Annotated in this window: 24 protein-coding genes; 17 read left to right on the forward strand and 7 right to left on the reverse strand. The window is 64.6% G+C overall.

Annotated features, from left to right (window positions below; genetic code table 11):
• Position 1: 1 nt before the first annotated feature.
• Positions 2-514 carry a DUF1003 domain-containing protein gene (locus MUN85_RS03060; RefSeq protein WP_092563198.1) on the reverse strand — a complete coding sequence of 171 codons (513 nt, stop codon included), beginning with the start codon at positions 512-514 and terminating at the stop codon, positions 2-4.
• Positions 507-1,796, reverse strand: coding sequence for a magnesium transporter MgtE N-terminal domain-containing protein (locus tag MUN85_RS03065; protein WP_250505328.1), 1,290 nt, complete (start codon positions 1,794-1,796; stop codon positions 507-509). Before MUN85_RS03065 ends, MUN85_RS03060 begins: the two co-directional genes overlap by 8 nt.
• Positions 1,797-1,857: 61 nt before the next feature.
• On the opposite strand from MUN85_RS03065, the gene MUN85_RS03070 reads away from it, so the two are divergent.
• Entirely contained in the window at positions 1,858-2,442 is a 585-nt protein-coding gene (locus tag MUN85_RS03070; protein WP_250505329.1) for a YflT domain-containing protein, read from the forward strand.
• On the opposite strand, the gene MUN85_RS03075 is transcribed toward MUN85_RS03070, so the two are convergent.
• Positions 2,397-2,816 (reverse strand): hypothetical protein, encoded by a 420-nt coding sequence (locus tag MUN85_RS03075; protein WP_250505330.1) that lies wholly within the window; start codon positions 2,814-2,816, stop codon positions 2,397-2,399. The genes MUN85_RS03070 and MUN85_RS03075 overlap by 46 nt on opposite strands.
• Before the next feature lie 1,052 nt (positions 2,817-3,868).
• Complete coding sequence (locus MUN85_RS03080; RefSeq protein WP_250505331.1) at positions 3,869-5,383, reverse strand: aminopeptidase P family protein; 1,515 nt, start codon at positions 5,381-5,383, stop codon at positions 3,869-3,871.
• A gap of 37 nt (positions 5,384-5,420) precedes the next feature.
• Here MUN85_RS03080 and MUN85_RS03085 point away from each other — a divergent pair, with 37 nt between their 5' ends.
• Both MUN85_RS03085 and MUN85_RS03090 read left to right on the forward strand, forming a co-directional pair.
• Positions 5,421-6,272, forward strand: a complete 852-nt coding sequence (locus MUN85_RS03085; protein ID WP_250505332.1) for a PHP domain-containing protein — start codon at positions 5,421-5,423, stop codon at positions 6,270-6,272.
• Positions 6,269-6,895, forward strand: a complete 627-nt coding sequence (locus tag MUN85_RS03090; protein WP_250505333.1) for a MarC family protein — start codon at positions 6,269-6,271, stop codon at positions 6,893-6,895. The genes MUN85_RS03085 and MUN85_RS03090 overlap by 4 nt, the downstream gene beginning before the upstream one ends.
• A 243-nt stretch (positions 6,896-7,138) precedes the next feature.
• Here the strand turns inward: MUN85_RS03090 and MUN85_RS03095 are convergent, their stop codons facing one another.
• Positions 7,139-8,620, reverse strand: a complete 1,482-nt coding sequence (locus MUN85_RS03095; RefSeq protein WP_250505334.1) for a DEAD/DEAH box helicase — start codon at positions 8,618-8,620, stop codon at positions 7,139-7,141.
• Between the two features lie 196 nt (positions 8,621-8,816).
• On the opposite strand from MUN85_RS03095, the gene MUN85_RS03100 reads away from it, so the two are divergent.
• A complete protein-coding gene (locus tag MUN85_RS03100) occupies positions 8,817-9,419 on the forward strand; it encodes a ferritin-like fold-containing protein (protein WP_250505335.1) in 603 nt (200 codons plus the stop codon).
• Positions 9,420-9,434: 15 nt separating this feature from the next.
• Here the strand turns inward: MUN85_RS03100 and MUN85_RS03105 are convergent, their stop codons facing one another.
• The gene (locus MUN85_RS03105; RefSeq protein ID WP_092563225.1) at positions 9,435-9,656 is read right to left on the reverse strand and encodes a DUF3107 domain-containing protein; all 222 of its coding nucleotides are present in this window, start codon (positions 9,654-9,656) and stop codon (positions 9,435-9,437) included.
• A gap of 98 nt (positions 9,657-9,754) precedes the next feature.
• On the opposite strand from MUN85_RS03105, the gene MUN85_RS03110 reads away from it, so the two are divergent.
• Entirely contained in the window at positions 9,755-13,057 is a 3,303-nt protein-coding gene (locus tag MUN85_RS03110) for a PD-(D/E)XK nuclease family protein (protein ID WP_250505336.1), read from the forward strand.
• Entirely contained in the window at positions 13,050-16,628 is a 3,579-nt protein-coding gene (locus MUN85_RS03115) for an ATP-dependent helicase (RefSeq protein WP_250505337.1), read from the forward strand. Before MUN85_RS03110 ends, MUN85_RS03115 begins: the two co-directional genes overlap by 8 nt.
• Positions 16,629-16,888: 260 nt before the next feature.
• On the opposite strand, the gene MUN85_RS03120 is transcribed toward MUN85_RS03115, so the two are convergent.
• Positions 16,889-17,890 carry a phosphotransferase gene (locus tag MUN85_RS03120; protein ID WP_250505338.1) on the reverse strand — a complete coding sequence of 334 codons (1,002 nt, stop codon included), beginning with the start codon at positions 17,888-17,890 and terminating at the stop codon, positions 16,889-16,891.
• A 152-nt stretch (positions 17,891-18,042) separates the two neighbouring features.
• Between MUN85_RS03120 and MUN85_RS03125 the strand changes: the two genes are divergently transcribed.
• The 11 genes from MUN85_RS03125 to ftsX all read left to right on the forward strand — a co-directional run bounded on the left by MUN85_RS03125 (position 18,043) and on the right by ftsX (position 26,581).
• Positions 18,043-19,263: a TadA family conjugal transfer-associated ATPase gene (locus MUN85_RS03125; protein WP_250505339.1), complete on the forward strand. Its 1,221-nt coding sequence runs from the start codon at positions 18,043-18,045 to the stop codon at positions 19,261-19,263.
• Positions 19,263-20,111, forward strand: coding sequence for a type II secretion system F family protein (locus MUN85_RS03130; RefSeq protein WP_250505340.1), 849 nt, complete (start codon positions 19,263-19,265; stop codon positions 20,109-20,111). The genes MUN85_RS03125 and MUN85_RS03130 overlap by 1 nt, the downstream gene beginning before the upstream one ends.
• A complete protein-coding gene (locus MUN85_RS12860; RefSeq protein ID WP_250505341.1) occupies positions 20,108-21,019 on the forward strand; it encodes a type II secretion system F family protein in 912 nt (303 codons plus the stop codon). The genes MUN85_RS03130 and MUN85_RS12860 overlap by 4 nt, the downstream gene beginning before the upstream one ends.
• A gap of 21 nt (positions 21,020-21,040) precedes the next feature.
• Positions 21,041-21,244: a hypothetical protein gene (locus tag MUN85_RS03140; protein WP_250505342.1), complete on the forward strand. Its 204-nt coding sequence runs from the start codon at positions 21,041-21,043 to the stop codon at positions 21,242-21,244.
• A gap of 10 nt (positions 21,245-21,254) precedes the next feature.
• Entirely contained in the window at positions 21,255-21,665 is a 411-nt protein-coding gene (locus tag MUN85_RS03145; RefSeq protein WP_250505343.1) for a TadE/TadG family type IV pilus assembly protein, read from the forward strand.
• Positions 21,662-22,105 (forward strand): hypothetical protein, encoded by a 444-nt coding sequence (locus MUN85_RS03150; RefSeq protein ID WP_250505344.1) that lies wholly within the window; start codon positions 21,662-21,664, stop codon positions 22,103-22,105. The genes MUN85_RS03145 and MUN85_RS03150 overlap by 4 nt, the downstream gene beginning before the upstream one ends.
• A complete protein-coding gene (locus MUN85_RS03155) occupies positions 22,102-22,542 on the forward strand; it encodes a pilus assembly protein TadG-related protein (RefSeq protein WP_250505345.1) in 441 nt (146 codons plus the stop codon). The genes MUN85_RS03150 and MUN85_RS03155 overlap by 4 nt, the downstream gene beginning before the upstream one ends.
• Positions 22,543-22,556: 14 nt before the next feature.
• On the forward strand, positions 22,557-23,750 hold the full coding sequence (locus MUN85_RS03160; protein ID WP_250505346.1) for a multidrug effflux MFS transporter: 1,194 nt from the start codon (positions 22,557-22,559) through the stop codon (positions 23,748-23,750).
• Positions 23,751-23,761: 11 nt separating this feature from the next.
• Positions 23,762-24,862 (forward strand): peptide chain release factor 2, encoded by a 1,101-nt coding sequence (prfB, locus tag MUN85_RS03165; RefSeq protein WP_092563264.1) that lies wholly within the window; start codon positions 23,762-23,764, stop codon positions 24,860-24,862.
• A 113-nt stretch (positions 24,863-24,975) separates the two neighbouring features.
• On the forward strand, positions 24,976-25,665 hold the full coding sequence (ftsE, locus tag MUN85_RS03170) for a cell division ATP-binding protein FtsE (RefSeq protein ID WP_250505347.1): 690 nt from the start codon (positions 24,976-24,978) through the stop codon (positions 25,663-25,665).
• A 4-nt stretch (positions 25,666-25,669) separates the two neighbouring features.
• Entirely contained in the window at positions 25,670-26,581 is a 912-nt protein-coding gene (gene ftsX / locus MUN85_RS03175; RefSeq protein ID WP_092563270.1) for a permease-like cell division protein FtsX, read from the forward strand.
• The last annotated feature ends 4 nt before the right edge of the window (positions 26,582-26,585 follow it).

The following is a 26,585-nucleotide window of genomic DNA, read 5'->3' on the forward strand; positions in this document are numbered from 1 at the left end:
CCTACCGTTCGCGCTCGGCTAACTCCTCGTCCTCTTCCTCGCGGCTGGCCTGGAGCTCTTCCAGCATGTCGCGAATCTCGGAGCGGACGAAGTCGCGGGTGGCAACATCTTGGAGTGCTAGGCGAAGGGCAGCGAGCTCGCGGGCGACGTATTCCGTGTCAGCGAGATTTCGCTCCGCGCGCTGCCGATCCTGCTCGGCGGTCACGCGGTCGCGGTCGTCCTGGCGGTTTTGCGCAAGCAGGATAAGCGGCGCAGCGTAGGACGCCTGTAGCGAGAGCATAAGGGTCAGCGTCGTAAAGCCCAGTTCCACCTTGTCAAAGCGCAAGTTCTCCGGCCCCCAGGTATTCCACACGAGCCAACCGAAGACGAAGACGGAGAGCCACACGAGGAATTGCGGGGTGCCGGTAAAGCGCGCGATCGCTTCGGCGACGCGGCCGACGCCCTCGGATTCCAGGTCGACCTTGGGAACCCAGGATTTGCGAGTGGTTAGCGGGGTGTCGAGTCGATCAGCCATCAGCCCACCTATCCATCTCGTCATCAGTTTGCGTCTCGTCCGCATCGCGCCAGTCCTCGGGCAGGAGGTGATCGAGGACGTCGTCGACGCTGACCGCGCCCAGGAGGCGCCCCGCCTCGTCCACGACGGGCATCGCGGTGAGGTTATAGGTTGCGAGCAGGCGCGTGATCGTGCCGATCGTGTCGGTTACGTCCAGGGGCTCGACGGAGGTATCGAGGATCGTGCCGACGAGCGTCTGCGGCGGTTCGCGCAGGGCCCGCTGGATGTGGACGACGCCGAGCAACTTGCCGGTCGGCACCTCCAGCGGCGGGCGCACGATATAGGCCATGGCCGCCAGCGCGGGCGGCACGTCCTGGCGACGCACGTGCGCGAGCAGTCCCGCGACGGTCGCGTCGGGCGGCAGGATGACGGGCTCGGTCGTCATGAGGCCACCCGCTGTGTGTTCCTCGTAGGCGAGCAGGCGGCGCACGTCCGCCGCTTCCTCGGGCTCCATGAGTTCTAGCAGTTCGGCCGCGATATCGGTTGGCAGCTCCGAGACGAGGTCCGCGGCATCGTCGGGCTGCATCACATCGAGCACATCGGCGGCGCGGCGCGGTTCCAGGGCCTGAACGATGCTAACCCGGTCCTCTTCGCCCAGTTCCTCGAGCACGTCGGCGAGCGCGTCATCGGACATTTCGTGAGCAACCTCGATGCGTCGCTCCTCGGGCAGATCGCGCACGAGGTCGGCGATATCGGCCGGCTTCAGGCCCGCAAAGGACGCGAGCAGGCTGGCGGCTCCTTGCCGCGCGAGCTGGTCTTCCAGCCCGGTGATTTCATTGGGGGCAACGACAACGGAGTGGCCGCGTCGGAACAGCCCGATCGTGTTCTTTCGCACGACGGCGAGCGCGCTGACATGCCAGTCGCCATTGCGCTGCTGCTCGATCGCGACGTCCTTGACGATCGCCTCGCCGCTGCCGTCGCGGAAGGTGACCGAACGTTCAAAGAGCTCACCGGCAACGAGCGTTTCGACGCTGCGCAGTTGGAAACGGCGAATGTTGAGCAGGCCGGTCGTGATGACGGCGCCCGCAGAAATCGAGGTGACGCGCGTGAGCGGCACGAATACCCGACGCCGGCCGGTGACCTCAACGACGAGGCCGATCGCCCGCGGCAAACTTCGCGCATCAAAGATCACGACGACGTCGTGGACGCGGCCCACCTGGTCCCCGAGGGGATCGAAGACGGCCGTACCAACGAGGCGCGCGACGAAGACGCGTTGCTGAGTGGAAACGGGCGAGGCAGTCACGTCTTTAGGCTAATCGAGAACCACCGCGCGCGGGATCCTCGCGGCGCGAGATAATAGCCGCATGCGTACCGTACCCCCGTCCCGGATGGTGACCCCCTCGATCCCGCAAGGCATCGAGCTGGCCTCCTTTGATTCCTACCTGAAGGCCCAGGAAGCTGTCGACGCCCTGTCGGATGCCGAATTCCCGGTCCAGCACACCTCAATTATCGGCACGAACCTGAAGATGGTCGAGCGCATTATTGGACGCCTCACCCTGACGCGAGCCTCGATGGCGGGCGCCGGCACGGGCGCCTGGCTCGGTTTGATGTATGGCATCCTCATGTGGATCGTGCTGCCGGATGGGGCCGTTGCCGCGTTGGCGGCGGGCCTGCTCGTCGGCGTCATCATGGGCGCCCTTTTCGGCGCCGTCTCCTACATGTTCACTCAGGGCAAGCGCGACTTCACGTCCTCCTCGCAGGTCGTCGCCGCCCACTATGCGGTGATTTGCGAGCCCGAGCATGCAAACGCGGCCCGCGAGATCCTGGCCAAGGCCGGAATCCGGGCGGCAACGCCAAACCAGTCGGCGCCGTCGCCCGAGGCGGATTTGTCCACCCCGCCGCGCTATGGAGTGCGGCTGGATGAGGACGGCAACCCGATCGATTCCTGATTCACTGGGGTCGCAGCCTCATTGGCGCGCGTCCTCACGAGACTCGCTGCCAGGAGCGAGAACGCCAGGGGCGCCGCGAGGGTGAGCCAGCCGTCGTGCCCGGCGAACAACAACGTGACGAGGTAACCGAGCATTGCAGCCGCCGCGAAAGCCAAGCCGAGGTAGGTGACCGGCACGTAGGGGCGATAAGACTGCGTGATTCGCGCGGCCTCACCGCCGCCTAGGCTGATGGCCGCACCCATCAGTGCCACGACGGCCAGGGCACGTTGTGAAACGTCCGTGGGCAGGTGCTGCACGAACCACACGCCAATGGCGTAACTCAAGGGAATCCAGAGCGCAGCGGCTGCAATCCGGATCCGTGGCGGTGTCATCATTGTTCTGCCTTATGGCCCGAGGGATCCGCAGCGTCGGGATCCAAAGGGTCGGGCCTTGCATACTCTTCACAGCACTCCCATACTGAGATTCCGCACGTGGTTATCAGGCAGAGGGCTAGGGCCGGTGTATTCCAGTACAACGTCGCGCAGCCACCCCATACACAACCGCTACTGGCTGTTTTGTTAAGGCAAGCTCGATTCCATTTCTTGCATCCTCGGCTAGTCGTGGAGGCATCTGGCGCGGCGGAACTCGAATCAGATTGGGCTGCTAGAAAGCAATGAGGAGAAGGACGGGGTGATGGCTCATCGCTTACTTGGTGGGTTTCGTTAACCTCGGGAGAGCCCGCGAGATCTCTGGAAACCGCGTTGGTGGGTATCAATAGAGCGAATATGCTCAGCGATAGAAGGAAAATGGACGGAACCGAATAGAAGTGATGTGATCTCACGGAGCTTCCCCCCTGATTGTCGCCAGTTTTGGACTACGTCGGGGATGTCGGCAAGTCCGTATTGACTGGTATACCGATACGTGTTCAAGATCTCAATGAATCGACGATTCGTAGCAGGATGAGCCCGCGAAACGTTGAGTGTGATCGGGTAGAAGAATCGAGCCGTCAATGTCGTCACGTGCCGAGATCGCCCAAAAATGCGCCAAGGTGTATGGGTGGGTTTTTGAGAGGACAAAGGTCGAATCCGGGACCAAATCGTGGCAGTCGCGGGCTGGCCGCGCGTCTGCGCCCAGTCTAGCTCTCGTCGCGACCTCGAGCCGATAACTGGGTATAGGCCGGTATGTCGCCACAGTGTCACACACCACGCGTCCTAAGCAATCCAGCGACGTCCGGAAACGGAGATGATCAACGAAGTCGTGATGGTATGTCGGAGCAAACCTCTATGTGGCGTATCGGGATCTATCGCAGAAATAGGAAGACAGATCTACGTTGATTTACGCTGTTCTCGTTGAATTCTCAGCATGTGGCAGGGAGACCATCATTGGTCACTTAGCTGAGGTCCCCGACGGAATCTAACGACACCAACTCGGACCCGCTAGATGGCGATCAGCTGGCCAGAATCTTCGCCATCCAGGCCTCGATGTCATCGGCCGTGCGCGGAATGTCTTCCGACAGCCGGATCGCGCGGTGGTCCTCGGTAATGATGATGTCGTCTTCGATGCGCACGCCGATGCCGCGGTATTCCTCGGGAACGGCGAGATCATCGGCATGGAAGTACAGCCCCGGCTCGATCGTGTAGCACATGCCCGGCTGCAACTCGGCATCCAGGTACATGTCCTTTCGCGCCTGCGCGCAGTCGTGCACGTCAATCCCGAGGTGGTGGCTCGTGCCGTGGACCATCCAGCGGCGGTGCAGCTGGCAATCCGGCTGCAGCGACTCTTCGGCGGTCACGGGCAGGATTCCCATGTCTTCGAGTTCGTGGGCGATGACTTCCATCGCGGCGGCGTGCACGTCACGGAATTTCACGCCGGTGCCGTGGGACGCCTCAAGCGCGGCCTCGCAGGCTTTTAACACGGCGTCGTAGACGCGGCGTTGGGCGGGCGAGAACGTGCCGCTGATGGGCAGGGTGCGCGTGATGTCCGCGGTGTAGAGGGAGTCGATTTCAATGCCAGCGTCGATCAAGACGAGCTCGCCCTCGTTGACCTTGCCGGTGTTAGCCGTCCAGTGCAGCGTGTTGGCATTGTTGCCGGCGGCCGCGATGGTGTCGTAGCCAACGGTGTTGCCTTCCTCGCGGGCTTTTGCGCCAAAGGCGCCCTCGAGCACGCGCTCGCCGCGGTGGTGGGTCGTGGCCCGCGGCAGGGAACGGATCATGTCCTCAAAACCCTCGGCCGTCGCGGCCACAGCGAGCTTCATCTGCTCGATTTCCCATTCGTCCTTGATGAGGCGGGCTTCGGATAGCGCCTCTGCCAAGGCCTCATCGACCTCGCTTGCGACCTGTTGGCTGACCTCGGAACGGATCTCGCTGACCAGGGTGCTGACCTGGTCGCTGGCGCCCGGAACGATTCGAATCTGGACCTGGCCGGCGTCCTTGGACAGCGCATCCTTCAGCTCATCGATATGGGCAGTGCGTACACCGGTTGCTGCCTGAATGTATTCGAGGGTGGGCCGGGCACCGACCCAAAACTCGCCGTAGCGCGAGTCGGCGAAGAACTGGTCGGTGTCACGCGATGCACAGGGGTGGAAGTAGATCGTTGCGTCGTGCTCCCCGTCGTCGTTGGGGTCAAGCACGAGGACGGCGTCCGGTTCGAAGTCCGTGCCCGTGCCGAGCATGTGCGCGAAGGCCGAGTGCGGTCGGAAGGGGTAATCGGTGTCATTGGATCGCACCTGAAGCCCGCCGGCGGGAATGACGAGCCGGTCCCCGGTGAACTTCTTCGAGATCGCCTCCCGGCGCAGCTTCGCGTAGGGGGCGGAATCATTCGGTTCGGGCAACGTCGTATCGCGCGGCGCCCAGTGCTGGGTCATGAAGTCCCGAAAACGGTCGGAGGTGGGGCGTTGGGAACGGTTCGAGCCGCGGTCATCGAGTGCTTGAGAGGTATCGTCGGTGCGGTTATCCGTAGTCATAGCCCCAATTGTGCACTACCTGCAATACTGGTGTGTCGTGACCCTCCGGATAGACCCTCACGCCCACACCTCGCATTCCGATGGCACCGACAGTCCCGCCGGTCTCATGCGCGCGGCCGCAAGCGCCGGGCTCGACATCGTGGGGATCACGGATCACGATACGACCGCCGGCTGGGCGGAAGCCGAGGCCCACGTGGCCGACACCGGTGTCGGTTTGGTGCGGGGAGTCGAGATTTCCTGCCGTGCCGATGGGGTCACGGTCCATCTGCTCGCCTACCTGCACAACCCCGACGATGAAGATCTCGCCGCGATCTTCGCGGACTCACGCCAGGCTCGCACGAGCAGGGGACGCATGATGTGTGAACGGTTGGCACGTGACTTTCCGATCTCCTGGCAGGACATCGTGGCGCACGCGGGTCGGGGAGCGACGATTGGGCGCCCCCACCTTGCCGATGCACTCGTGCGGGCCGGGGTTATCCCGAACCGGTCCGCAGCCTTCGAGCGGATCTTGCACCCCTCGTCGCCGTACTACGTCCCCTATGACTCGCCCCACCCCGTGGCGGTAACCGAACTTGTGCGCAATGCCGGGGGAGTGCCGGTCTTCGCCCATCCTCGGGCATACGGGCGGCAACGTCGGATGGTGCCAGTGCCAGTCATCGCTGACATGGCAAGGGCTGGACTGTTTGCGTTGGAGGCCGATCATCGGGATCATAGTGACGCTGCCCGCGCAGAGGTGCGGGAGATCGCCGCGGACCTGGGACTGCAGGTCACCGGATCGAGCGACTATCACGGCAGCGGCAAGCCCAATCGACTGGGAGAAAATCTCACCGATCCCGCAGTGCTTGTCCGCATGGAGGAAGAGGGATACATGAAGGTGGTGCGTCCGTGAACGCGTACGTGGACATCACGCTCTTGATGACCACGTTCCTTACGCTGTTCGTCATTATGGACCCGCCCGGCCTCGTGCCGGTCTATTTGGCCCTCACGTCAACGCAGACCTCCAAACAGCGGAAGAAGGCCGCGTTTCAGGCAACGACCACGAGCCTTGGGGTCATGGCGACCTTCACGGTCTTCGGCCAGTACATTCTGAACTTCCTGCAAATCTCGCTGCCTGCGCTGCAAGTCTCCGGCGGTCTCTTGCTTCTCATCGTCGCCATGGAACTGCTCGCTGGAAAGGATGGCAGTGGGGATGCGGAAGGCGCGACAAAACAAAACGTCGCACTCGTACCGCTTGCTACCCCCCTCATGGCGGGACCGGGCTCGATCGTCGCGATCATGGTGGCGTGGCAACGTGCCCCCGACGGGATCTCGTCGTGGACCGCTATCGGTATTGCGCTCATCGCCATCCATCTCGTGCTGTGGCTATCAATGAGGTTTGCCGACATCATTCACCGTGTCCTCGGTACGGATGGCACCCTGTTGGTGACGCGCCTAGCCGGAATGCTCCTGGCAGCCATCGCCGTAGAGATTCTCGCTTCGGGCATCTTCTCCTACATCGCTGCGCACCAGTAGCCGCAACGCATCATTTGGGTCCCGGTGCCACTGGGCTTTCGCGCTATCGGCGTGACCGCATCTGGCACGGAGATTATCCCCACGGGCATGAGCCCGCGGATGTGGCCGTGGCAGCTTGAACCCGGGGAAGTTCGCCGAGTGTTGTGCGCCGATCGAGGTGAGGCCATCACCGCCGCCGAATGGGCACGCCTCGCCCCCAGCATCGAACCCTTTGATCCGTGCCGGGGGTAAGAGGCGAACTAGTTAGTCGCTGCTCTCGGTTGGCTTGCCACCGCGAGTGCGGCGCCGCCGGCGCGGCTGACCCGAGCGCCGGGACTCGCCACCGCGCGAGCTGGACTGGTTGCGAGAATTGCCTCCACGGCCTCGCTGACGCGAGCCGCCGCGCGGCGTGCGTTTGCCGGTTTCCCCGAGGTCTTCCAGCTTCTCAGCCTCCAGGCCTGCGCGGGTGCGCTCGGAGCGCGGCAGCACGCCGGTGACGTCGGTCGGAATATTGAGGTCGGTGTAGAGGTGTTCGGAGGTGTGGTAGGTCTCGATCGGGTTGCCCGCATTGAATCCGAGCGCCTTATCGATCAGCATCCAGCGGTGGGTATCGTCCCAGTCCACGAAGGAAACCGCCGTGCCCGCCTTGCCAGCGCGGCCAGTGCGGCCAATGCGGTGGAGATAGATCTTCTCGTCCTCGGGGCATTGGTAGTTCACGACGTGGGTGACATCGTCGACATCAATTCCCCGTGCGGCGACGTCGGTTGCGACCAGGACATCGACCTTGCCGGAACGGAACGCGCGAAGAGCTTGCTCGCGGGCCCCCTGGCCGAGATCACCGTGGAGCGGGGCCGCAGCGAATCCACGGTCCGTGAGTTCATCAGCCACCTTGGCGGCGGTGCGCTTAGTGCGCGTAAAGACAATCGTCAGACCGCGACCTTCAGCCTGCAGAATGCGCGAGAGCATCTCAACCTTGTTCATCGCATGAGCCCGGTAGACGGCCTGCGTCACGGCGCGGACGGTCGCTGACTCATCGCGCGGATCCTGGGCGCGAATGTGGGTCGGCCGCGACATGTAGCGGCGAGCCATGGCAATGACTGCGCCGGGCATCGTGGCCGAGAACAGCATCGTGTGGCGCCCACCCGGGGTGGCGGCGAGCAGCGCTTCGACATCGGGCAGGAAGCCCAGGTCGAGCATCTCGTCGGCCTCATCCAGGACGACCGTGCGTGCCTGCTTCAGATTCAGCACCTTGCGGTTCAACAGGTCGAGCATCCGGCCGGGGGTGCCCACCACAACCTCGCACCCGCGCTTGAGCGCGTCGATCTGTGGTTCAAAAGCGCGCCCGCCATAAATCTGGACGACTCGGGCACCGAGTTTAGCTCCGGCGTTTTCTAAGTCTCGCGCCACCTGGACGGCGAGCTCGCGAGTCGGCACGATGACGAGTGCTTGCGGATCAGCCTTTTCCCCGACCTTGGACAGATCGAGGCGGTTGAGCAGCGGGAGGCCGAAGCCGAGGGTCTTACCCGTGCCGGTCTTGGCCTGGCCGATGATGTCGTGGCCATCCAGGGCGACCGGCAGGGTCAGTGCCTGGATGGGGAAGGGAGTTTCGATGCCCTGGTCGGCGAGGGCCTCGATGATCTCCTCTTTCAGGTCGAAGTCGGAAAACTTAACAGAAACGGAGTCGGCAGGCGAGGAGTATTCCGCGGGAATCTCGCCCACCTGGACAATGCCAGTTGGCTCGGTCATATCAATCCTTGGGATCGGCGGTAGAACGGCAGCCGATCGCACAATGTCAACAGCCCAACGAGTGTGGGCACTCCGATTCAGCGGAGGTAGTTCGAAAAGGTTCCAACGACCGGTCAGCCTCGAACGGTCCCTACTGTACTAGTCCTCACGGACAAAAGCCGGACACCGTGGCACACCTGACACGTAAGCTAAAGGAGTGTCTAGCCAAGCCCCCTCGTCGTCCACGATCCGCACCGACCTCATCGGTACCGCACTCCTGACGGCCTTCCACCAGCTCTCCGATGACTCCGCGCACGCCCCGGCAACGCGAGATCGCCTCATCCTTGCCAAGCTCGCGGCGCGCGAAGTCGACATGCTGGAGGGTTTCGAGTTCTCCACCGAATCCGAGCACACGCGGCGCGCAGAAGCGGCAATCGCAGATTTCCATCGCCGCACCCGACCGCAAGATTGGTATGAGCGGTTGGTGAAAACCTACGTGTCGTTCAATCTTGTGCAGGACTTTTTGGCGGGAGTTGCCTCAAGCGAATCCGACATGGACGCCCGAATTCGCCAGCACTTGGCATCGAAAGACCACGTTCACTACGTTTTGCAGGCGCTACGGGAAGCACTGCAGGCTGACCAACAACTCACCGCGCGGCTATCCCTGTGGGGCAGGCGTGTCATGGGCGAAACGCTGGCAGTCGTGCGTCACCTCGTCGACTCCACACCCGGCCTCGTCGATGGGGACGTACCGGCCGCCATGTCAGAGCTGACCCGAGCGCACTCAGAGCGAATGTCTGCGCTAGGGCTCGCGCCCTAGCGCAGGGGTCATCTTTTAGAGCGAGAACCCGACGCGGCGCTGTTCGCCGGTGCCGATGATGGCGTAGGCCAGGCGCTCCGCGGGAATCACCAGAGTGCGACCGCGGTTATCTTCCAGCTTGATGGGGGCGCCGTCGGCGAGGGCCTTATCCACCAGTGCCGTGATCTCGTTGTGCGGCTTGTCCACATCGACCGTGATCTCGCGCTGCACGTGGGTCATGCCAAATGTGACGTCCATGGTAAAAACCTCGATATCGATAGGGAAACAACGAACTGATTCCCAGTCTAGCCACGGCCCGCCGCCCACGTGTCGGTGGTATCTGGTGAGATGGAGGCATGACCGCGACAACCGTCCGAATCATCGACAACCCGCCGCACTACGCTGCGCTAACAGCTGAAAAGCTCACGGATGCGCAAGCGAGTTTCGTTTCGAGCCGGGAGCCCATCACGCTCGCCGTGGGTGGCCCCGGAACGGGTAAGACGGCTGCGGTCATTGCCAAAGCACACGTCGAACTTGCGGCCGGCTCCCGCGTCATCGTTCTTGGTCGTGGCCGGCTCGCGGCCGATGCCCTGCACGCGGAGCTCCGCGCGCGGCTGGGCGAACAGACGCCGATGCGGACGGCCTACACCGCGTCCTCACTTGCCTACGCCCTGCTTGCTGCCTCGGCCGAAGAGGGAATCACTGGAGAGGTGCGGCCCGCTCCCCGGATGGTGACGGGCGCGGACGCCGATGCCGTCCTTGCTGAACTCATTGGGCATGTCATTGATGCGGGACCTGAGTCCGCAGATAACGCCGTGATCTACCAGGCACTTACGCAGGCCGGGTTGCCGGCCGAAGCGATCGAGGTTGATCGCTTTCGGCACGAGTTACGCGACGCCATCATGCGCGCCCAGGAATACGACCGTGGTCCAGAGGACATCGCCGAGCTTGCCGAGCGCTACGAGGTTCCGGCCTGGCGGATTGTCGCCGAGTTTTTTACCCGATACGAGCAGATCCAAGCCCTTGCCGCAGGGGCAGAGGATCAAAGCGAGCGGCTCGATGTCTCGGCCCTCGTGGCCGCCGCGGCGGGAGACGTAGCACGCTGGCCAGCGGGTAGTGAGCACCTGCCGGACCTCGTCATCGTTGATGACGCTCACGAGCTCACTCACGCCGGGTTCTCGCTCATTGACGCGCTCGCGTCTCGCGGTGTCCGCATCGCTCTCGTGGCGAACCCCGATCAATCGGTCGAGACGTTCCGCGGTGCACAACCCGAGGCGATCGCCCGCTATGCGCCTGCCATCGCGTTCGAAACATCTTTCATTCATCCCAAGCCGCGGCTCGACATTCTGTCCGATCTCGCCAGCCGATTACCGACGGCTGGGTTGACCGCGCAGCGCCATCTTCAGCCGACGACGGCTGACGGTGCGGCGCCGCTCGCGCACATCCTGCCCACCCTCGCGCAAGAGGAGCACCACGTCGCCAACCTTGTTCGCGCCTTCAACCTCACGGGAAACGTCGACAAGCTGGGTGGTTACGACGCCCCGATCGAGGAAGCTGCACGCATTGCCTTTCGCGACATCGCGGTCATCACCCGGTCCAGTGCCGATGTCGGCAGGTTCTCTCGCGCCCTGCGCCACGCCGGCATCCCGGTACGGCGCTCCTCTCCGGAAGTCCTTTTGACCGATGAGCCAGCCGTCCGACCGCTGATCGCCGCCACCCGCATCGCGATCGACTATGACCGGATCGTGAGCGACGTCATTCGGTCGGGGCTGCGCGGCGGCGCGAGCGATGTCCGGATGCTCGAATCGGAGGAATATCTCGACGAGGTCGATGCGCTCTACGCGCGTACCCGGGACCTCCTGGCCTCCCCGCTCATCGGAACCGATCCCGTCGATATCCGGCGGCTGACTCGCTTCGTTGGCACCGAGGGCGACCCCGCCGAGCGGCCACTGGCGGGAAGCGCCCAGCTGCGCACCAAACTGCGCTTTATCGAAGCCTGCCTCATGCCCGTCGCAGCCGAAGTGCTACCCGAGGATATCCGCAGGGGACCGGCACGGGCCGCAGCCATGATCACCGCCGCGGTGCCGGCCGCTCGCGAGGGCCAACCCGCCCAGAGCGTGCTGTGGCAGGCCTGGCATGCGGCCGGACTCGCCGAAACCTGGCGGGAGCAGGCCCTCAGCGGCGGGAGTGAGGCAGCTACAGCCGACCACAACCTCGACGCCCTCATGGCGCTATTCGATATGGCCAGCACCCATGCCGAACGCAACGTGGGCGCAAGTGCGACGGTCTTCCTCGACGATCTCGAACGCCAGGACATCGCCTCGGACACCCTGGCCGATCACGGCCAGGTCTACGACGGCGTCGCCGTCATGACCGTCGGTCAGGCCGCCGGTCGGCACTGGCCGGTCGTCATCGTTCCCGGCGTCTACGACGGCGCCTGGCCCGATACCCGGATTCGCGACACGACGGTGCGCTGGCAAGCCCTCGTCGACGTGTTTGCTGGCCGCAGTGAACCTGGCGCCAACCTTGGTCAGGAAACCTCTGAAACCTATGCCGCGGCTCGGCGTGAAACCGTCGCCGGCGAAATGAGGATGTTCTTGGCGGCCTGCGCCTGCGCCACCGAACACCTCATCGTGACGAGCGTCGATGACGGCGAGACCCTGCCCTCCATCCTCGTGCCGATCATCGACCCACAGCCGACGTATTCCTACGCGCGCCGCCAACTCTCGGCCCGGGGAGCCGTCGCCGCGCTGCGCGCCGCGTTAGAAAACCCGGCGACCCCTGCCGGTGACCTGCCGGCACTTGCTGCTCGGCTCGCTGAACTTGCAGAGCTCGGGGTACCGGGCGCAGATCCAGCGAGCTGGCCTGGACTGTGGCAGCCCACATCGGCCGCCGACATCTTGCCGGAGTCGAGCGAGGGATACCTCGGCCCCTCGGGCCTAGAATCCTTACTCACGTGCCCGCTCAAGCACTTCCTGGAGACCTGTCGCGCCACTGACGAGCCCGGCCTTCACCTGCACGTCGGCACGCTCATCCACGCGCTTGCGGAGGAATTCGCCACGAGCGAGCTGCCTCTGGGAGAACTCACAGCCGCGATGCACACGCGCCTCGATGAACTCTTTTCCGAACTCCCACTGCCGCGCCGTAGCGGCTGGCTTGTGCGGGCTCTGAAACAGACCGTGGACTACATGACCGATAACCTGGCCCGTTACCTCGATGAGCACCGCGGCGAAGCGCTTACCGAATTCCCGTTCCGCATCACCGAGCACGGCCTGCGCATCTCCGGGCGTATCGACCGCATCGAGCTGAGCGAGACCGGCGATCGCATCGTCGACTTCAAAACCTCGAGATCCCCGGTGGGTCAGAAAGCCGCAGCCGTGAACCCGCAGCTTGCGCTCTACCAGCACGGCTACCAGCAAACAGGCCGCGACGTTGCCACGGCAGTGCTCGTCTACCCCCGCGCTATCAGTAGGGGGAAGCCCGCCGAGCGTTTCCAGCCGCCGTTGAAGGATACGGCTATCGATATCGACGCCCTGCTCAATGCCGCGCGCGGCTTCATCGCGCGCGGGGAGAAAAAAGCCTTCGTCAACGAGGGCTGTTCCCGCTGCCCGGTCAAACGATCCTGCCCCGCGCAGGTGGAAGGAACCCGCGTTGTCTGACCGCATCTCCAAACCCGGCTCCGTAGCCGCGCTCGCCCGTGAACTCGGTCAAAAGTTCGCCCCGACGCCCGAGCAGGAACGCGTCATCGACTACCCGCTCGCACCCCTGCTCGTCGTGGCAGGTGCCGGCTCGGGAAAAACCACGACGATGGCGATGCGCGTTGCCCATCTCGTCCACGAGGGGGCGGTACGCGCCGATCAGGTCCTCGGCCTCACCTTCACCCGCAAGGCGACGAGCCAACTGTCGCGCAACGTGCGTGGCCTACTCGCAAAACTCGAGCACGCCACCCTGATTGAGCAGCCCGAGATCGCCACCTACAACTCCTTCGCGGGTGCCGTCGCGCGAGATTTTTCGTTGCGGCTCGGAGAAAACCCCGACGCCCAACTCATCACCGACGGCCACGCCTCCCAGATCATGATCGACATCGTCGAGGCCGCGGGCGGCGATTATTCCCTGTTTGATAAGTCTGTCGAATCCATCGCCGGTAACGCACGGTCGCTCGCCGCCCAGATTCGGGACAACCTCATGACGCCCGAGCAGGCCCGCACAGGCCTCGTGAGCTATGCCCACGCCTGCGCGGAACTCTTCGCACCCAAGAAGCAGGCGGCCAAGATCCACACCGATCTCGAACACGCTGTGCAACGCCGCCTGCCCGACGAAGTGCGCGAGCTCCTCAAACGCGCCCAGAGCCTCGAGACATGCGGCGCCACATTCCTGCGCGATCAGGCCAAACGGCTCCTACTGATCGATTTCGTCGCGGAATACGACAAACGCAAGAAGGATCTCGGCGTCATCGAGTTCGCGGACCAAACCGCCATCGCCGCAGCTGTCGCCGAGATTCCCGACGTCCAACGCATCATGCGCGAGCGCTACCGGCTTGTGCTCCTCGACGAATTCCAAGACACCTCCGTGCCGCAGCTTGAGTTCCTGCTGCGCCTGTTCGGCCCCGATCACCCCATCACGGCGGTGGGGGACCCGAACCAAGCGATCTACGGCTGGCGCGGCGCAAGCGCCCAGGCCCTCGCAGATTTCCAGCAGCGGTTTTCCACCACCCCGCCGGTGACGACGCTGCCGCTGAACACCTCGTTTCGAAACGACCGCGAGATTCTCTCCCTGGCAAACCACGTCGCTATCCCGCTGCAACTCTCGACGGGAGAGGTTACCGTCCCATCCCTCGCGGCCGCCGACCACGCCGACGATGGCCAAATAGCCGTCAGCCTCGCCCCGGATATCGGCAGCGAAGGCGAGCAGATCGTGCGCACCGTCAACGCCCTGTGGCAGCCCGGCAAAGGCGAGACGATCGCCGTGCTGTGCCGCACCCGCCGCCACCTAGGTACCGTTGCCATGGCGCTCGCCGAAGCCGACATCCCGCACGAGGTCGTGGGCCTCTCGGGCCTGCTGTCCACGCCCGAAGTCGCGGACCTGCGGGCACTGCTCGACGTTGCCGCCGACGCCTCCCGTGGCGAAGCCGCCGGGCGCCTGTTGACCCGAGCGCGCCTTGGCACCGCCGACATTCACGTCCTATCGAGCTGGGCACGGGAACTCGACGAACGGGAGAAACAGCGGGCAATCGCGACCGGCGGTGCGGACCAGCGCCCGCTCGCCACCACCCTCGTCGAGGTGCTGAACTCGCTACCACCGGAGTCCTTCACGACGCCCGAGGGCCATCGGCTCTCCGAGACCGCCCGTGCCCGCCTCATCGAGCTGGGGGAGGCCATCCGAACTGTCCGCGGCGCCACCGGCTCGCACCTGGAAGACCTCGTCGCCACGGCCGAGCGGGCCCTTCGCCTCGATATTGACCTCCTTGCCCGCCCCGGTGCGCCCGGCCTTTCTGCCCGGCGCAATCTCGATCGCTTCCGCCAGGTGGCTCGCTCCTTCGTGGCCGTCTTACCGGAGGACTCCACACTCGCCGCCTTCCTGTCCTGGCTACGGGTGGCCGACGCCGAGGAACGAGGGCTCGACCAGGAAGCCGAGGTCATCGTCGAGGACGCCGCGCAAAGCGAAGGCACGGAGCACCTAGCCGTCCAACTCATGACGATGCACGCCGCCAAGGGCCTCGAGTTCGACCACGTGATCGTCGCGGGGCTCGCCGAAGGCACGTTCCCCTCCCACCAGGCCAAAAATGGCCAGTATGACGTCAACGGCAGGTCCTGGCTCACCGATGCCGCGGCGCTACCGTGGCGGCTTCGCAAGGATCACGACTCGCTGCCCGAGTTCACGGGCGAGGTCAACTCCGTCACTCCCGCACAGAGTGATGACACCCCGATGGGAGCTTTCCTTGCCGAGGAAGGCAGCAAACGCCTGGGCGGATTCAAGAAGGCCGCCGGCGCCTACCAACTGCAAGAAGAACGCCGCCTCGCCTACGTTGCCTTCACCCGCGCCAAGCACACGCTAACGCTCACCAGCTCCTGGCGGCATGGCGGCACCGCAAAGAAATACCCCTCGCGCTTCTTGCGCGAAGCGCTGCCGGCCGACCACCCCCTGCTTGGGTCCTCCGACGACGGGGATAACCCCGGAGCCATCGTCTCCGAGTGGCTCACGGTACGCACCGCGACGCGCGCCCTTCCCGGCGCCGCGTGGTGGACGGCCGGCTCCACCGCCACGGGCTTTGGAACATTGAACCGCCTGAGCGGACGCTACGGTGAACTCGAGCTTCAGATTGTTGCGGAAGAGCCAGAGGACGAGCCGGACGAGAGCCGCGAGTTGACCGACGACACCGACGCACCAAGCTACCCCGCCACCGACGTCGCCCTCCATCGCCGGCCTCATCTGCAGCGCGCCGCAGCGGCCGTGCGCGCCGCGCCGCAGCGCGCGGATGCGCCCGCACCGTCACCGGCCAGTGCTCGCCTTATTGCGGAAGCCGATCTCCTCCTTGCCGATCTCGCGGCCCGCCGCAGCGCGCCCGAGATCCTCATCGAGGCACCGGGGCGGCTCTCTGCCACCCAGGTCGGTGAGGTGAGTGATGACGCCGCGGGCTACCTCACCTATCTGCGCCGGCCCCTGCCTACGCCGCCGAGCACGGTGGCGCGCCTCGGCACCGAGTTCCACCGCTGGGTGCAGGACTACTACACGGGCGAGAGCGAGCTCGCGCTCGATCTCGACACCGCCACCGAACCCGCCCCGCCACAACTAGCTGCCTGGCGCGAGACGTTCCTCGCCTCCCGCTTCGCCGCCATGCAGCCCATCATCGTCGAAGAGGCGATGGCGCTCACGCTGCCCGTGGGCGGCAGGTCGATCCAGATCCACTGCAAGATCGATGCGGCCTTCGACACGAGCGACGGCATCCTCATCGTCGACTGGAAGACGGGCCGGCCGCCGCGCGATGAGCAAACCCTCGCCGTCAGATCGCTGCAGCTGCAGATCTACCGCTACGCCCTGGCGGCCAGCCGCGGCATCGATCCGGAGCGCATCACCGCATGCTTCTACTACGTCGGCTCCAACCAGGAAATCCGCGGCATACCTCTCACGCGCGACGACATCGCCGAGCGCCTGGCCGTCCTCGATCCGGTCGGCCGCAGCGAGGCACTCGGCAGCGAACTCCTCGGTACCGAACGCGGCGAAACCAGCTAGATGCGGCGGCACGGCTCGTAGGTGAACTCCGCGACCTGGCCATCGAAGACCTGATGAGAGACGAGACGCAGATCCAGGTCCGGTGCGCCAGCAAATACCAGCGCACTGCCCACTCAGGCTGCCGTGCGATCGCAGCGGCAGCCGGGATGTCGCCTTCAACCGCCGCACCTCGGCGATCCCATCGCCGGCGACGATGCGCGAACCACGCGAGGGCGATGTCAGGAGCTTTTCGAGGTGTTCGCTGCGTCGTTTGCGGCGCCCTACGCCTGAGGCGTGGGCTCATCGGAGGTGTCGTCCCAGCCCGCTTCCCAGCCGGTATCGATCACGGGGGAGGTGCGCCCGAGCGGTCGATCATCGCCGACCTGGCGCGCGAGCGTCGTGAGCATATCCTCGGCGTCCGCGATGACCTGGGCATCCTCGGCGCGCACGCCGTGGAGCAGCCAGCGCGCCAGCGCCAGCTCGCTCATGAGCAGGGCGCGGTCGATGAGGTGCGCATCGGGCTGCGTCGCGCGGGCCATCGCATAGGACTCTTCGAGCACATCCAGGGTGTCCTCCGGTGCGGAGGCCATGAGCCAGGACAGGTCGACCGCCGGATCGCCGATCGACAGGCCCGCGAATCCGGTGACGGCCGTGACCTCGTCGTGCGCGACGCGCAGCGTTTCGTCGGAAATATCGCCGTGAATGACGCAGGGCGCGAACTGCCACAGCGCGACGTCTTCCAGAGCCTGCTCCCAGCGGTTGAGCAGCGAGGACGGCATGCGGGAGGTGCGGGCGGCATCATCGACCTCGGCAAGGAGCCGCGTGCGGATCGTTGCGGCATCTTCGGCCGGCAGGTCGAGATCGGTGACGAGGGCCGGATCGAGCTCGTGGATGGCGCCGAGCGCCGCACCGATCGAGCGCGCCAGGTCCGGGGTGAGGAGCTCGAGTGCGAGCACATCGCCGGGCAGCTCCGGGTAGACGACGAGGGGCTGGCCTTCCAGGGACTGGGAACTGCCGAGGATCTTTGCGACGGCGAACGGGAGCTGCGCGGCGTACGGCGGGGTGCGCAGCGCGGAAAGGATTGGCAGCTCGGCGGCCATACGCAGGCCGGCGGTCTGGCTGCGGGCACTGCGAACCGTGAAGCGGCGGCCGGCCGAATCGGTCACGGCCGTGCTGAGCCAGTCCTCGCTCATGCGCTGCGGCGCGCCGACGGCGGCTACGTCAAAACCGGGCACGGCGTTCGTTGCGGCCGCTGCCAGGGCGATAAAGGAATGGCTGGTCACACCTCTACGTTATGGGCAACGCGCGCCCGGCGCGCATGTGGCACGCCGTTTGCGACTTATCCACAGCGTGGACGCCGACCCTTGCCGCCGTAAGAGGCCTCCGCTAACTTAGGTCTAGCCAGTTGTGTGGGCCAGATCACCAGGGAGGGGCCATGCACGCACTACCGGAGGCGGAAGCCGATGTGCGCAAGCTCGTCGCCGACCGAAACATCGATCCGCTCATCGATCACGAGGCGATGGCTGCCGCGCTCGATGACGTCATCAACAGCTACGAGCTGCAAGCCCTGTCCGGAAAAGGCTCGCTGCAAACTGATTTTGCCGAGCTACGCAAACACCTGCACGACGCCGTCGTCGGCTTCGGTCTGCTGCAGCCCTACCTCGATGACCCGACGATTGAGGAGATCTGGATCAACGGGCCCGACGCCGTCTTCGTCGCCCGCTCCGGGGTCGCCGAACTCACGACGACGCTGATATCGGACCAGCAGATCAAGGACCTCGTCGAGCGGATGCTGCGCCTAGCCGGGCGCCGCCTGGACCTGTCCGAACCCTTCGTCGACGCGCGCCTGCCCGGCGGGGAGCGCCTGCACGTCGTCATATCGCCGATCACCGACGGGCCGTGGGCGCTGAACATCCGCAAGTTCGTCGCGCGCGCCGGGCGCATCGATGACCTGGTGCGCGCGGGATCGCTCAGCTCGCAGGCCGCCCGGTTCCTGGCCGCGAGTATCAAGGCCGGCTGCAACGTCCTCGTGTCCGGGCGCACGCAGGCCGGTAAGACGACGATGATCCGGGCGCTCGCGGGCGAAATCCCGAGCGGCGAGCGCATCATCACCTGCGAGGAAGTCTTCGAGCTCGGCCTCACCAACCGAGACGTCGTCGCGATGCAGTGCCGGCAGGCCTCGCTGGAGGGCACGGGCGAGGTCGGGTTGCGGCGCCTGGTCAAGGAGTCGCTGCGGATGCGGCCCGATCGCATCATCGTCGGCGAGGTCCGCGAAGCCGAAGCCTTTGACATGCTCGTCGCGCTGAACTCCGGCCTGCCGGGGATGAGCTCGATCCACGCGAATTCGGCGCGCGAGGCGATCAATAAACTGTGCACGCTGCCGCTGCTTGCCGCCGAGAACGTCTCCAGCGGCTTCGTTACGCCGACGGTGGCGGCGACGGCGGGCATCGTCGTGCACCTGACGCTGGACGGCAAGGGTCGGCGCCGGGTGGGAGAGATCGCGACAGTGACGGGGCGCGTGGAAGACGGCGTCGTCGAACTGGCCCCAATCTTCACCCGCGTCGGCGACGACCTGCACTGCCACGGCCCGGGCGCGCTCGATGCGGCCGCCTACGCGCGCGTCGGGATCGATATCGTCGATGAGCTGAGGGCCTGATGGGCGTCATCGTGGGCCTGCTCGCCGGGGCCGGGGTCTTGCTGATCTGGCTCTCGGTCACCTCGCCCTACCGCCCCGCGCGCTCGCGCGAGACCCGGCTGCGCCGGTTGCTCATCGATGCCGGGTTCGCCAAAGTCTCGCCCGCGCTGTTCATCGCGATGTGCTCGATCCTCGCGCTCGTGGCCGCCGCGACGGTGGTTGCCACGACGACGGGCCTCGTCGTCGCGCTCTATGCCGCGATCGGCATCGGGCTGGCGCCCGTCGTGTGGATGCGCTCGCGCGCCCGCCGCTCGCGCGAGGCTATCAGCGGGGTATGGCCCGAGGTCATTGAATCCCTCATTGCGGGGATCCGCTCGGGGTTGCCGCTCTCGGAGGCCGTCGCGGCCTTGGCGCACAGTGGCCCGCCGGCGGCACGCGCGGGTTTTGAGGAATTTGCCTCGACGTTGCACGTCACCGGCCGGATGGATGACGCTCTCGATGCGCTAAAGGAACGCTTCGCTGACCCGGTCGCCGATCGGGTGGCCGAGGCACTGCGCGTCGCCAAGGATGTCGGCGGCCACGACATCGGCACAATGCTGCGCGCACTCGTCGTGACGCTGCGCAATGAGCAGCGCACTCGCGGTGAGCTGCTCGCGCGCCAATCCTGGACCGTAAACGGCGCCCGCCTCGCGGCGGCCGCGCCCTGGTTCGTGCTGCTCATGCTGTGCACCCGGCCCGAAAACGCGCGCGCCTTTGACTCCGCTGCCGGTGGCGCGATCCTCGCGCTCGGCGCTGTGCTGACCATCGTCGCGCACCAGGCGATGACGATGATAGGCCGGCTCCCGACGGAAGCGAGGAGCCTGCTGTGACGGCATCACTGCTTGGCGCCTTCACCGGGCTGCTCCTCGGGCTGGGCCTCTTCCAGCTCTACCTCGTGCGCCGCTCCGCCCAGCCGACGCTTGGCACGCGCATCGCCCCGATGTTCGATGCGCGCGAGCGCGACCGGGTGCGCTCGGGCCAGTCCCCGATTCGGGTCCTTATCGCGACCGCAGCGCGGGACCTCGGCCGGATCATCTCGCTCGCGGGCTCCTCGTCATCCTCGGTCACCGCGCGCCTCGCCACCCTCGGTCAGGGGCGCTCGCTCGCCTCCTTCCGGACCGAACAGCTCGCCTGGTCGGCCGTCGGCCTCGTGATAGCGCTCGCCATGGTGCCCGCGCTGCTGCGCTGGAACGTTCCCACCCTCGTCATGATCGCTCTCATGGCGCTGAGCGCGCTCGCTGGTGCGCTTGTGCGGGACACCGTGCTGTCCTGGCAGGTCCAGCGCTATCGCGCAAAGCTCCTCGCTCAATTGCCGGATGTCGCTGAACTCATCGGGCTATCGCTCAGCGCGGGGGAGGGCCCGATCGCGGCCCTGACTCGTGTGAGCGATCTCGGTAACTCCGAGCTCGCGGTCCGGCTGCGGCAGATGCTGGGCACCGTGCACTCCGGACAGAACCTGAGCGTCGGGTTGGCCGAGCTCGGCCGCGATAGCGGGATTGCTCAGCTGGAGCGGTTTTCCGACTCCTTTGTCACCGCGCTCGATCGCGGCACACCTCTTGCCGGCGTGCTGTCTGCCCTCGCGGCGGATCTGCGCGCCGAACAGCGGGAGGCACTCATGGAAAGCGGTGGCAAGCGAGAAATCGGCATGCTTGTCCCCGTCGTTTTTCTCATCATGCCGATCTCTATCCTGTTCGCGCTGTTCCCCGTGGCAGCATCCCTTCGAATCGTCATGCCCTAACCATCTGGGAGGAAAGACCTCATGAAAACCTCGATATGGAAGCTCACTCAACTACCCGCCTGGCTCGCTGCTCGAACGCGAAGTGAACGCGGAGATGTGCCCGGCTGGGTGCTCATCACGCTCATGACCGCGGGACTCGTGTTGCTGTTGTGGGGTGTCGCGGGCGAAACTCTCGTCAGCATTTTCCAAGACAGCATGAAGCGCGTGGGTATCATCGGCGGATAGCGACTCCCGGATGAAACGCGCGCTCAGCGAGGAAGAAGGCTCGGTTATCCCGGAGTACGTCATGGTGCTCACGGTGCTGATCTTCGTGCTGCTCGCGCTCATCCAGTTTGTTTTCGCGATCCACGTGCGCTCCATCCTCGTGGACTCCGCGGCCGAGGGCGCGCGGCGCGCAGCGCTCATGAAATCCACCGACGCTGAGGGCATCGCCCTGACCGAGCAGCTGGTGAGCTCCGCGCTGGTCGACAACTACGCCTCGAACGTTGCGATCGAGCACGTCAACCTCGACGGGCTTGCAGCCGTGCGCGTGACGATCTCAGCGCCACTGCCGCTCATTGGGTTGATCGGGCCGGGCTCCCAGTTGACGGTGAGTGCGCACGCGGTGGAAGAAGCACAATTTCTCACGCAGGGTAGGACGCCATGAAGCGCTTACTGGCAGAAGAGTCTGGTTCGTCCGTTATTGAGTTTGTCTCGATTGCCCTCATCTTGCTGATCCCCACCCTCTACCTGTTCGCCACGCTGTTCACGATCCAATCGGCATCCTTTGCTGCCGAGGGCATCGCGAGAGAATCCGCCCGCATCATGTCCGAGGCTCGCGACGAAGGTGCCGCTCGCAACTACGCGGCCGGAGTCGCCGCGATCGCAGCCCACGACTTGAACGTGCCGAGCGAGAACATCCACCTCGACATTTCCTGCTCAACGCCCTCGTGTTTGGATGCCGAGGCCGATATTGATGTCAGTGTCACAATCGAACAGCCCCTGCCGCTCATCCCGGCCTTCATCCGCGATCGCCTCGGCACGAGCGTCACGGTGGATGCGCACGCGCTGGGAATTGCCAATCCCTATCTGGAGCGGTCCCGGTGAGGCGCGTAGATCTTGCCGAAGAATCCGGCCGTATCACTCTGATGGCGATCGGGATGGTCGTTGCCGTGTTGCTCATTGGATACGCCGTCGTGGCTGCCAGCTTCGTCCATCTGGAGCGAAAATCCCTACAGTCGATCGCAGAATCGGCCGCCGTCCGGGCCGCTAGCGCCGTCAACGTCGAGGGGTATGTTGCTCGCGGGCCAGGTGCTCCCTACCTCGGAGCCGACAGCGCGCAGCTAGCGATCGATGAATATGTGCGCCGGCTTGGGCAATCGGCGCCCGAGGGCCTCGTCGTGACGAATGTCGATGTTGGCGGCGGTGATGTGCGGGTGACAATCGAGGCTCGCGCGACACCACCATTCCTTCCGGACAGGTTGTTTTCCGTTGATCTGAAAGCTCACGCCTCGGCGGAGTTCTTTGGACCGCCCGCACCATGACCTAGACTCTGGCCGTGCCCAACGCTCGTCTCATCGGCTTCGTCTTTCTCCTCGGTGCCATGGCCGCCGTCCCGGCGGTCACGGTCGACATGTACCTACCCTCCCTGCCCGAAGTCGCTGCCGATTTCCGCACCTCGCCTGCCAATGCTTCGGCGACGATTACCGGCATGCTCATCGGCGGTGCGGTCGGGCAGATCCTCGTCGGCACGCTATCGGACAAGTTTGGCCGGAAAGCCCCGTTTGCGGTCGGGCTCCTCATCCACACCGCGACCTCGATCGCGTGTATTTTCGCGCCCTCAATCTTCTCCCTCATCGCGCTGCGCGTGCTGCAAGGCATTGGCAATGCAGCCGCCACCGTGACCTCGATGGCGATCATCCGCGACCGTTTCCACGGCGCGCGGGCGGCCGCCATCATGTCCCGGCTCATGCTTGTGATCGGGCTCGCGCCGCTGTTGGCGCCGACCGTTGGTGGTTTCATCGCCACGCATTGGCACTGGCGGGCGGTTTTTGGCGTGCTCGCAACCTTCGGCGCCCTCGTCCTTCTTGCAACGCTCGTCTTCATGCCGGAGACTCACCCGCCACAGCGACGGATGAAGGAACCACTGCGAAAGGCCTTCCGCACCTACGGGATCCTGGTGCGCGACAAGCAATTCATGGCGCTCGCGATTGTTCCGGCGCTCGCGCTATCGGCACTGTTCTCCTATGTCGCGGCCTCCCCGTTTGTGTTGCGGGAAGGTTTTGGATTATCGGAAGGCCAGTTCGCGATCGTCTTCGCGATTAACGGTCTTGGCATCGTGGCGGGTGCGCAAGTCAATGCGCGACTCGTGGCGACAATGACCCCGCTTCGGATTCTCCGGCGCGCGATGCCGATTGAGGCCATCATGGCGCTCGGTGTCGTCCTGGCCGCACTCATCGTGCCGAGCTCTTTGATCGCGATCTCGATTCCGCTGTTCATCGTCCTTGCACTCAACGCCGTCGTCATGCCGAACGCCACGGCAACCGCGCTCTCGCTGCATGGCGAGCGCGCCGGCAGCGCCGCTGCGGTCGTTGGTGCGACGCAGGCGGGGCTTGCCGGAATAATCTCACCGGTCGTCGGACTCTTGGGCTCGACGGCGGTCGCCATGGGAAGCCTCATCGCCATCGTCGTCACGATCGGATATATCCTGGTGCGAGCCGTGCCCGAACAACCGGGCCCATCAATCGCGTAACGTGGAGTGCTGTGGCTACCGAATTTTCTGAAGAAATCGCCGCATTGCGGCACACCATGCAGACGATCCTCGCGGTAACCAAACCCGATGAGTTGCAAGCGAAGATCGACAAGCTGTCAATCGACGCTGCTGCGCCGGACCTATGGGACGATCCAGAGGCCGCCCAGGTCGTGACCTCCCAGCTCTCTCACGCCCAGTCCGAACTCGAACATCTCAACACCATGGTGGCTCGCATCGATGATCTCGAAGCCCTCGTTGAGCTCGGTCAAGAAGAAAACGACGCGGAGGTCCTCGCGGATGCTCAAAGCGAGTTGGCCGCCGTGCGCTCCTCGCTTTCCGACCTTGAGGTCCGCACGCTGCTGAGCGGCGAGTACGACGAGCGCGAAGCCGTCGTCACGATTCGCGCCGGTGCGGGCGGCGTCGACGCGGCAGATTTCGCCGAGATGCTCCTTCGGATGTACCTGCGGTGGGCCGAGCAACACGGCCACCCCACCAAGGTCCTCGATACCTCCTATGCGGAAGAAGCGGGCTTGAAGTCCGCAACGTTCGAGGTCAAGGCACCCTACGCCTATGGCACATTGTCGGTCGAGGCCGGCACCCACCGCCTGGTCCGGATCTCGCCCTTCGACAATCAGGGCCGACGCCAGACCTCCTTTGCAGCGGTCGAGGTCATTCCGCTCATTGAAACGACCGACCACATCGAGATTCCCGAAGCCGATCTCAAGGTCGATGTCTTCCGTTCGTCGGGACCCGGCGGCCAGTCGGTCAACACAACCGATTCCGCGGTTCGCATGACGCACGTGCCGACGGGAATTGTCGTCTCGATGCAAAACGAGAAGTCCCAGATCCAAAACCGGGCCGCCGCACTGCGCGTGCTGCAGTCGCGGCTGCTGCTACTTCGCCAAGAACAAGAAAACGCCGAGAAGAAAGCCCTCGCCGGGGACGTTAAAGCATCTTGGGGTGACCAGATGCGGTCCTATGTTCTGCAGCCTTACCAGATGGTCAAAGACCTGCGTACCGAGTATGAAGAAGGCAACCCGTCGGCTGTATTTGACGGTGAAATTGACGGTTTTTTGGAGGCGGGTATTCGCTGGCGGCGCGATCAGGATTAGAGTTGACGTGTAACTTGAAGGTTGGCGGCGTGTCCGTCAGCTAGGTCTCCGGCCCGCTGCCTAGCCTGAAGGAAGCAAAACCCTCACGTGTCTATGAAGCGGAAACCCCCACAGTGATCAGATTCGAAAATGTCTCCAAGGTCTACACGCGCGGTGCGCGGCCTGCCCTCGATGGCGTAGACGTGGAGATTGAGCGCGGCGAGTTCGTCTTTCTCGTTGGCGCTTCAGGATCCGGAAAGTCGACCTTCCTTCGACTCATCATGCGCGAAGAGCGCCCCACAGCCGGCACCGTCTACGCCCTGGGCCGCGATGTCGGGCGGATCTCGCGCTGGAAAGTTCCCCATCTTCGCCGCCAAATCGGCACGGTCTTCCAGGACTTCCGCCTCCTGCAAGACAAGTCCGTCTTTGACAACGTCGCGATCGCTATGCAGGTCATCGGCAAACCTCGTCACCAGGTCCACACCTACGTGCCGCAGGTCCTGAAAATGGTGGGACTGGAAGGTAAAGAGCGCCGATTGCCCACCGAATTATCCGGTGGTGAAGCCCAGCGCGTGGCGATTGCGCGTGCCTTCGTCAACCGGCCGCAGGTGTTACTGGCCGACGAGCCGACCGGCAACCTCGATCCCGATAACTCGATTGGCATTATGAGCGTTCTTGACCAGATCAACCGCCAAGGCACGACGGTCGTGATGGCGACGCACAACAACGCCATCGTCGACCAGATGCGCAAACGCGTGATTGAGCTCGTCGATGGCGTCCTGGTCCGCGACCAGTCGCGCGGTGTCTACGGGGCGGGGCGGTAGATCCATGAGACTTCGTTTTATCCTGTCGCAAATCGGCAAGGGGCTACGCTCGCACGTCGCGATGACCATCTCGGTCATCCTCGTCACGTTCATTTCGCTCACCTTTGTGGGTGTGGCCTACCTGATTCAGAGTCAGGTCGGGAAACTGAAAGGCGAGTGGTACGACAAGGTCGAGGTCGCTGTCTTCATGTGCGCCGAGGGCGATACCTCAGCGAACTGCGCCCACAAGGCCGCCACCGAGGAACAGATCAAGGAGGTTGGCCAGATGCTGGAATCGACCAACCTCAAACCGTTCGTCCAAGACGTCTTCTTTGAAACCAAAGAGCAGGCGTACGAAAACGCCAAGAAGGTCCTGGACTCCTCCTGGGTGGAACAATTGACCCCCGAGCAGATGCCCGTCTCCTACCGCATCAAACTGACCGACCCCACCCAATACGAGGTCATCTCAGATGAGCTCACCGGGCGGCCCGGCGTCGAAAGCGTCGTTGACCAGCGCGAAGTCCTCGACCCACTCTTTAAACTCCTCGACCGCGCAACCCTGACATCGATCGGCCTCGGAGCCGTCATGATCGTCGCAGCGGCCCTCCTGATTACGACGACCATTCGACTATCTGCCATGAGCCGACGGCGAGAAACCGAGATCATGAGATACGTCGGTGCCTCCACGCTGTTTATCCAGCTGCCGTTCATGATCGAAGGGGCCATCGCCGCCCTGATCGGCGCGGCGCTCGCGGTTGCGGGCCTGTGGGCTGGCGTGCGATTCCTTGTCGAAGGTTGGTTGGCACAAGGCTCCTCCGCCATGAACACGATCTCAACGACGGACGTCTGGTTTGCTGCCCCATGGCTGATCCTGCTCGCGCTCGTACTCGCGCTGGTGTCCTCGATGATTTCCCTCTCCCGCTACACAAAGGTGTGACCCC

The sequence above is a fragment of the Bowdeniella massiliensis genome, from assembly GCF_023634005.1.
GTDB lineage: Bacteria > Actinomycetota > Actinomycetes > Actinomycetales > Actinomycetaceae > Bowdeniella > Bowdeniella massiliensis.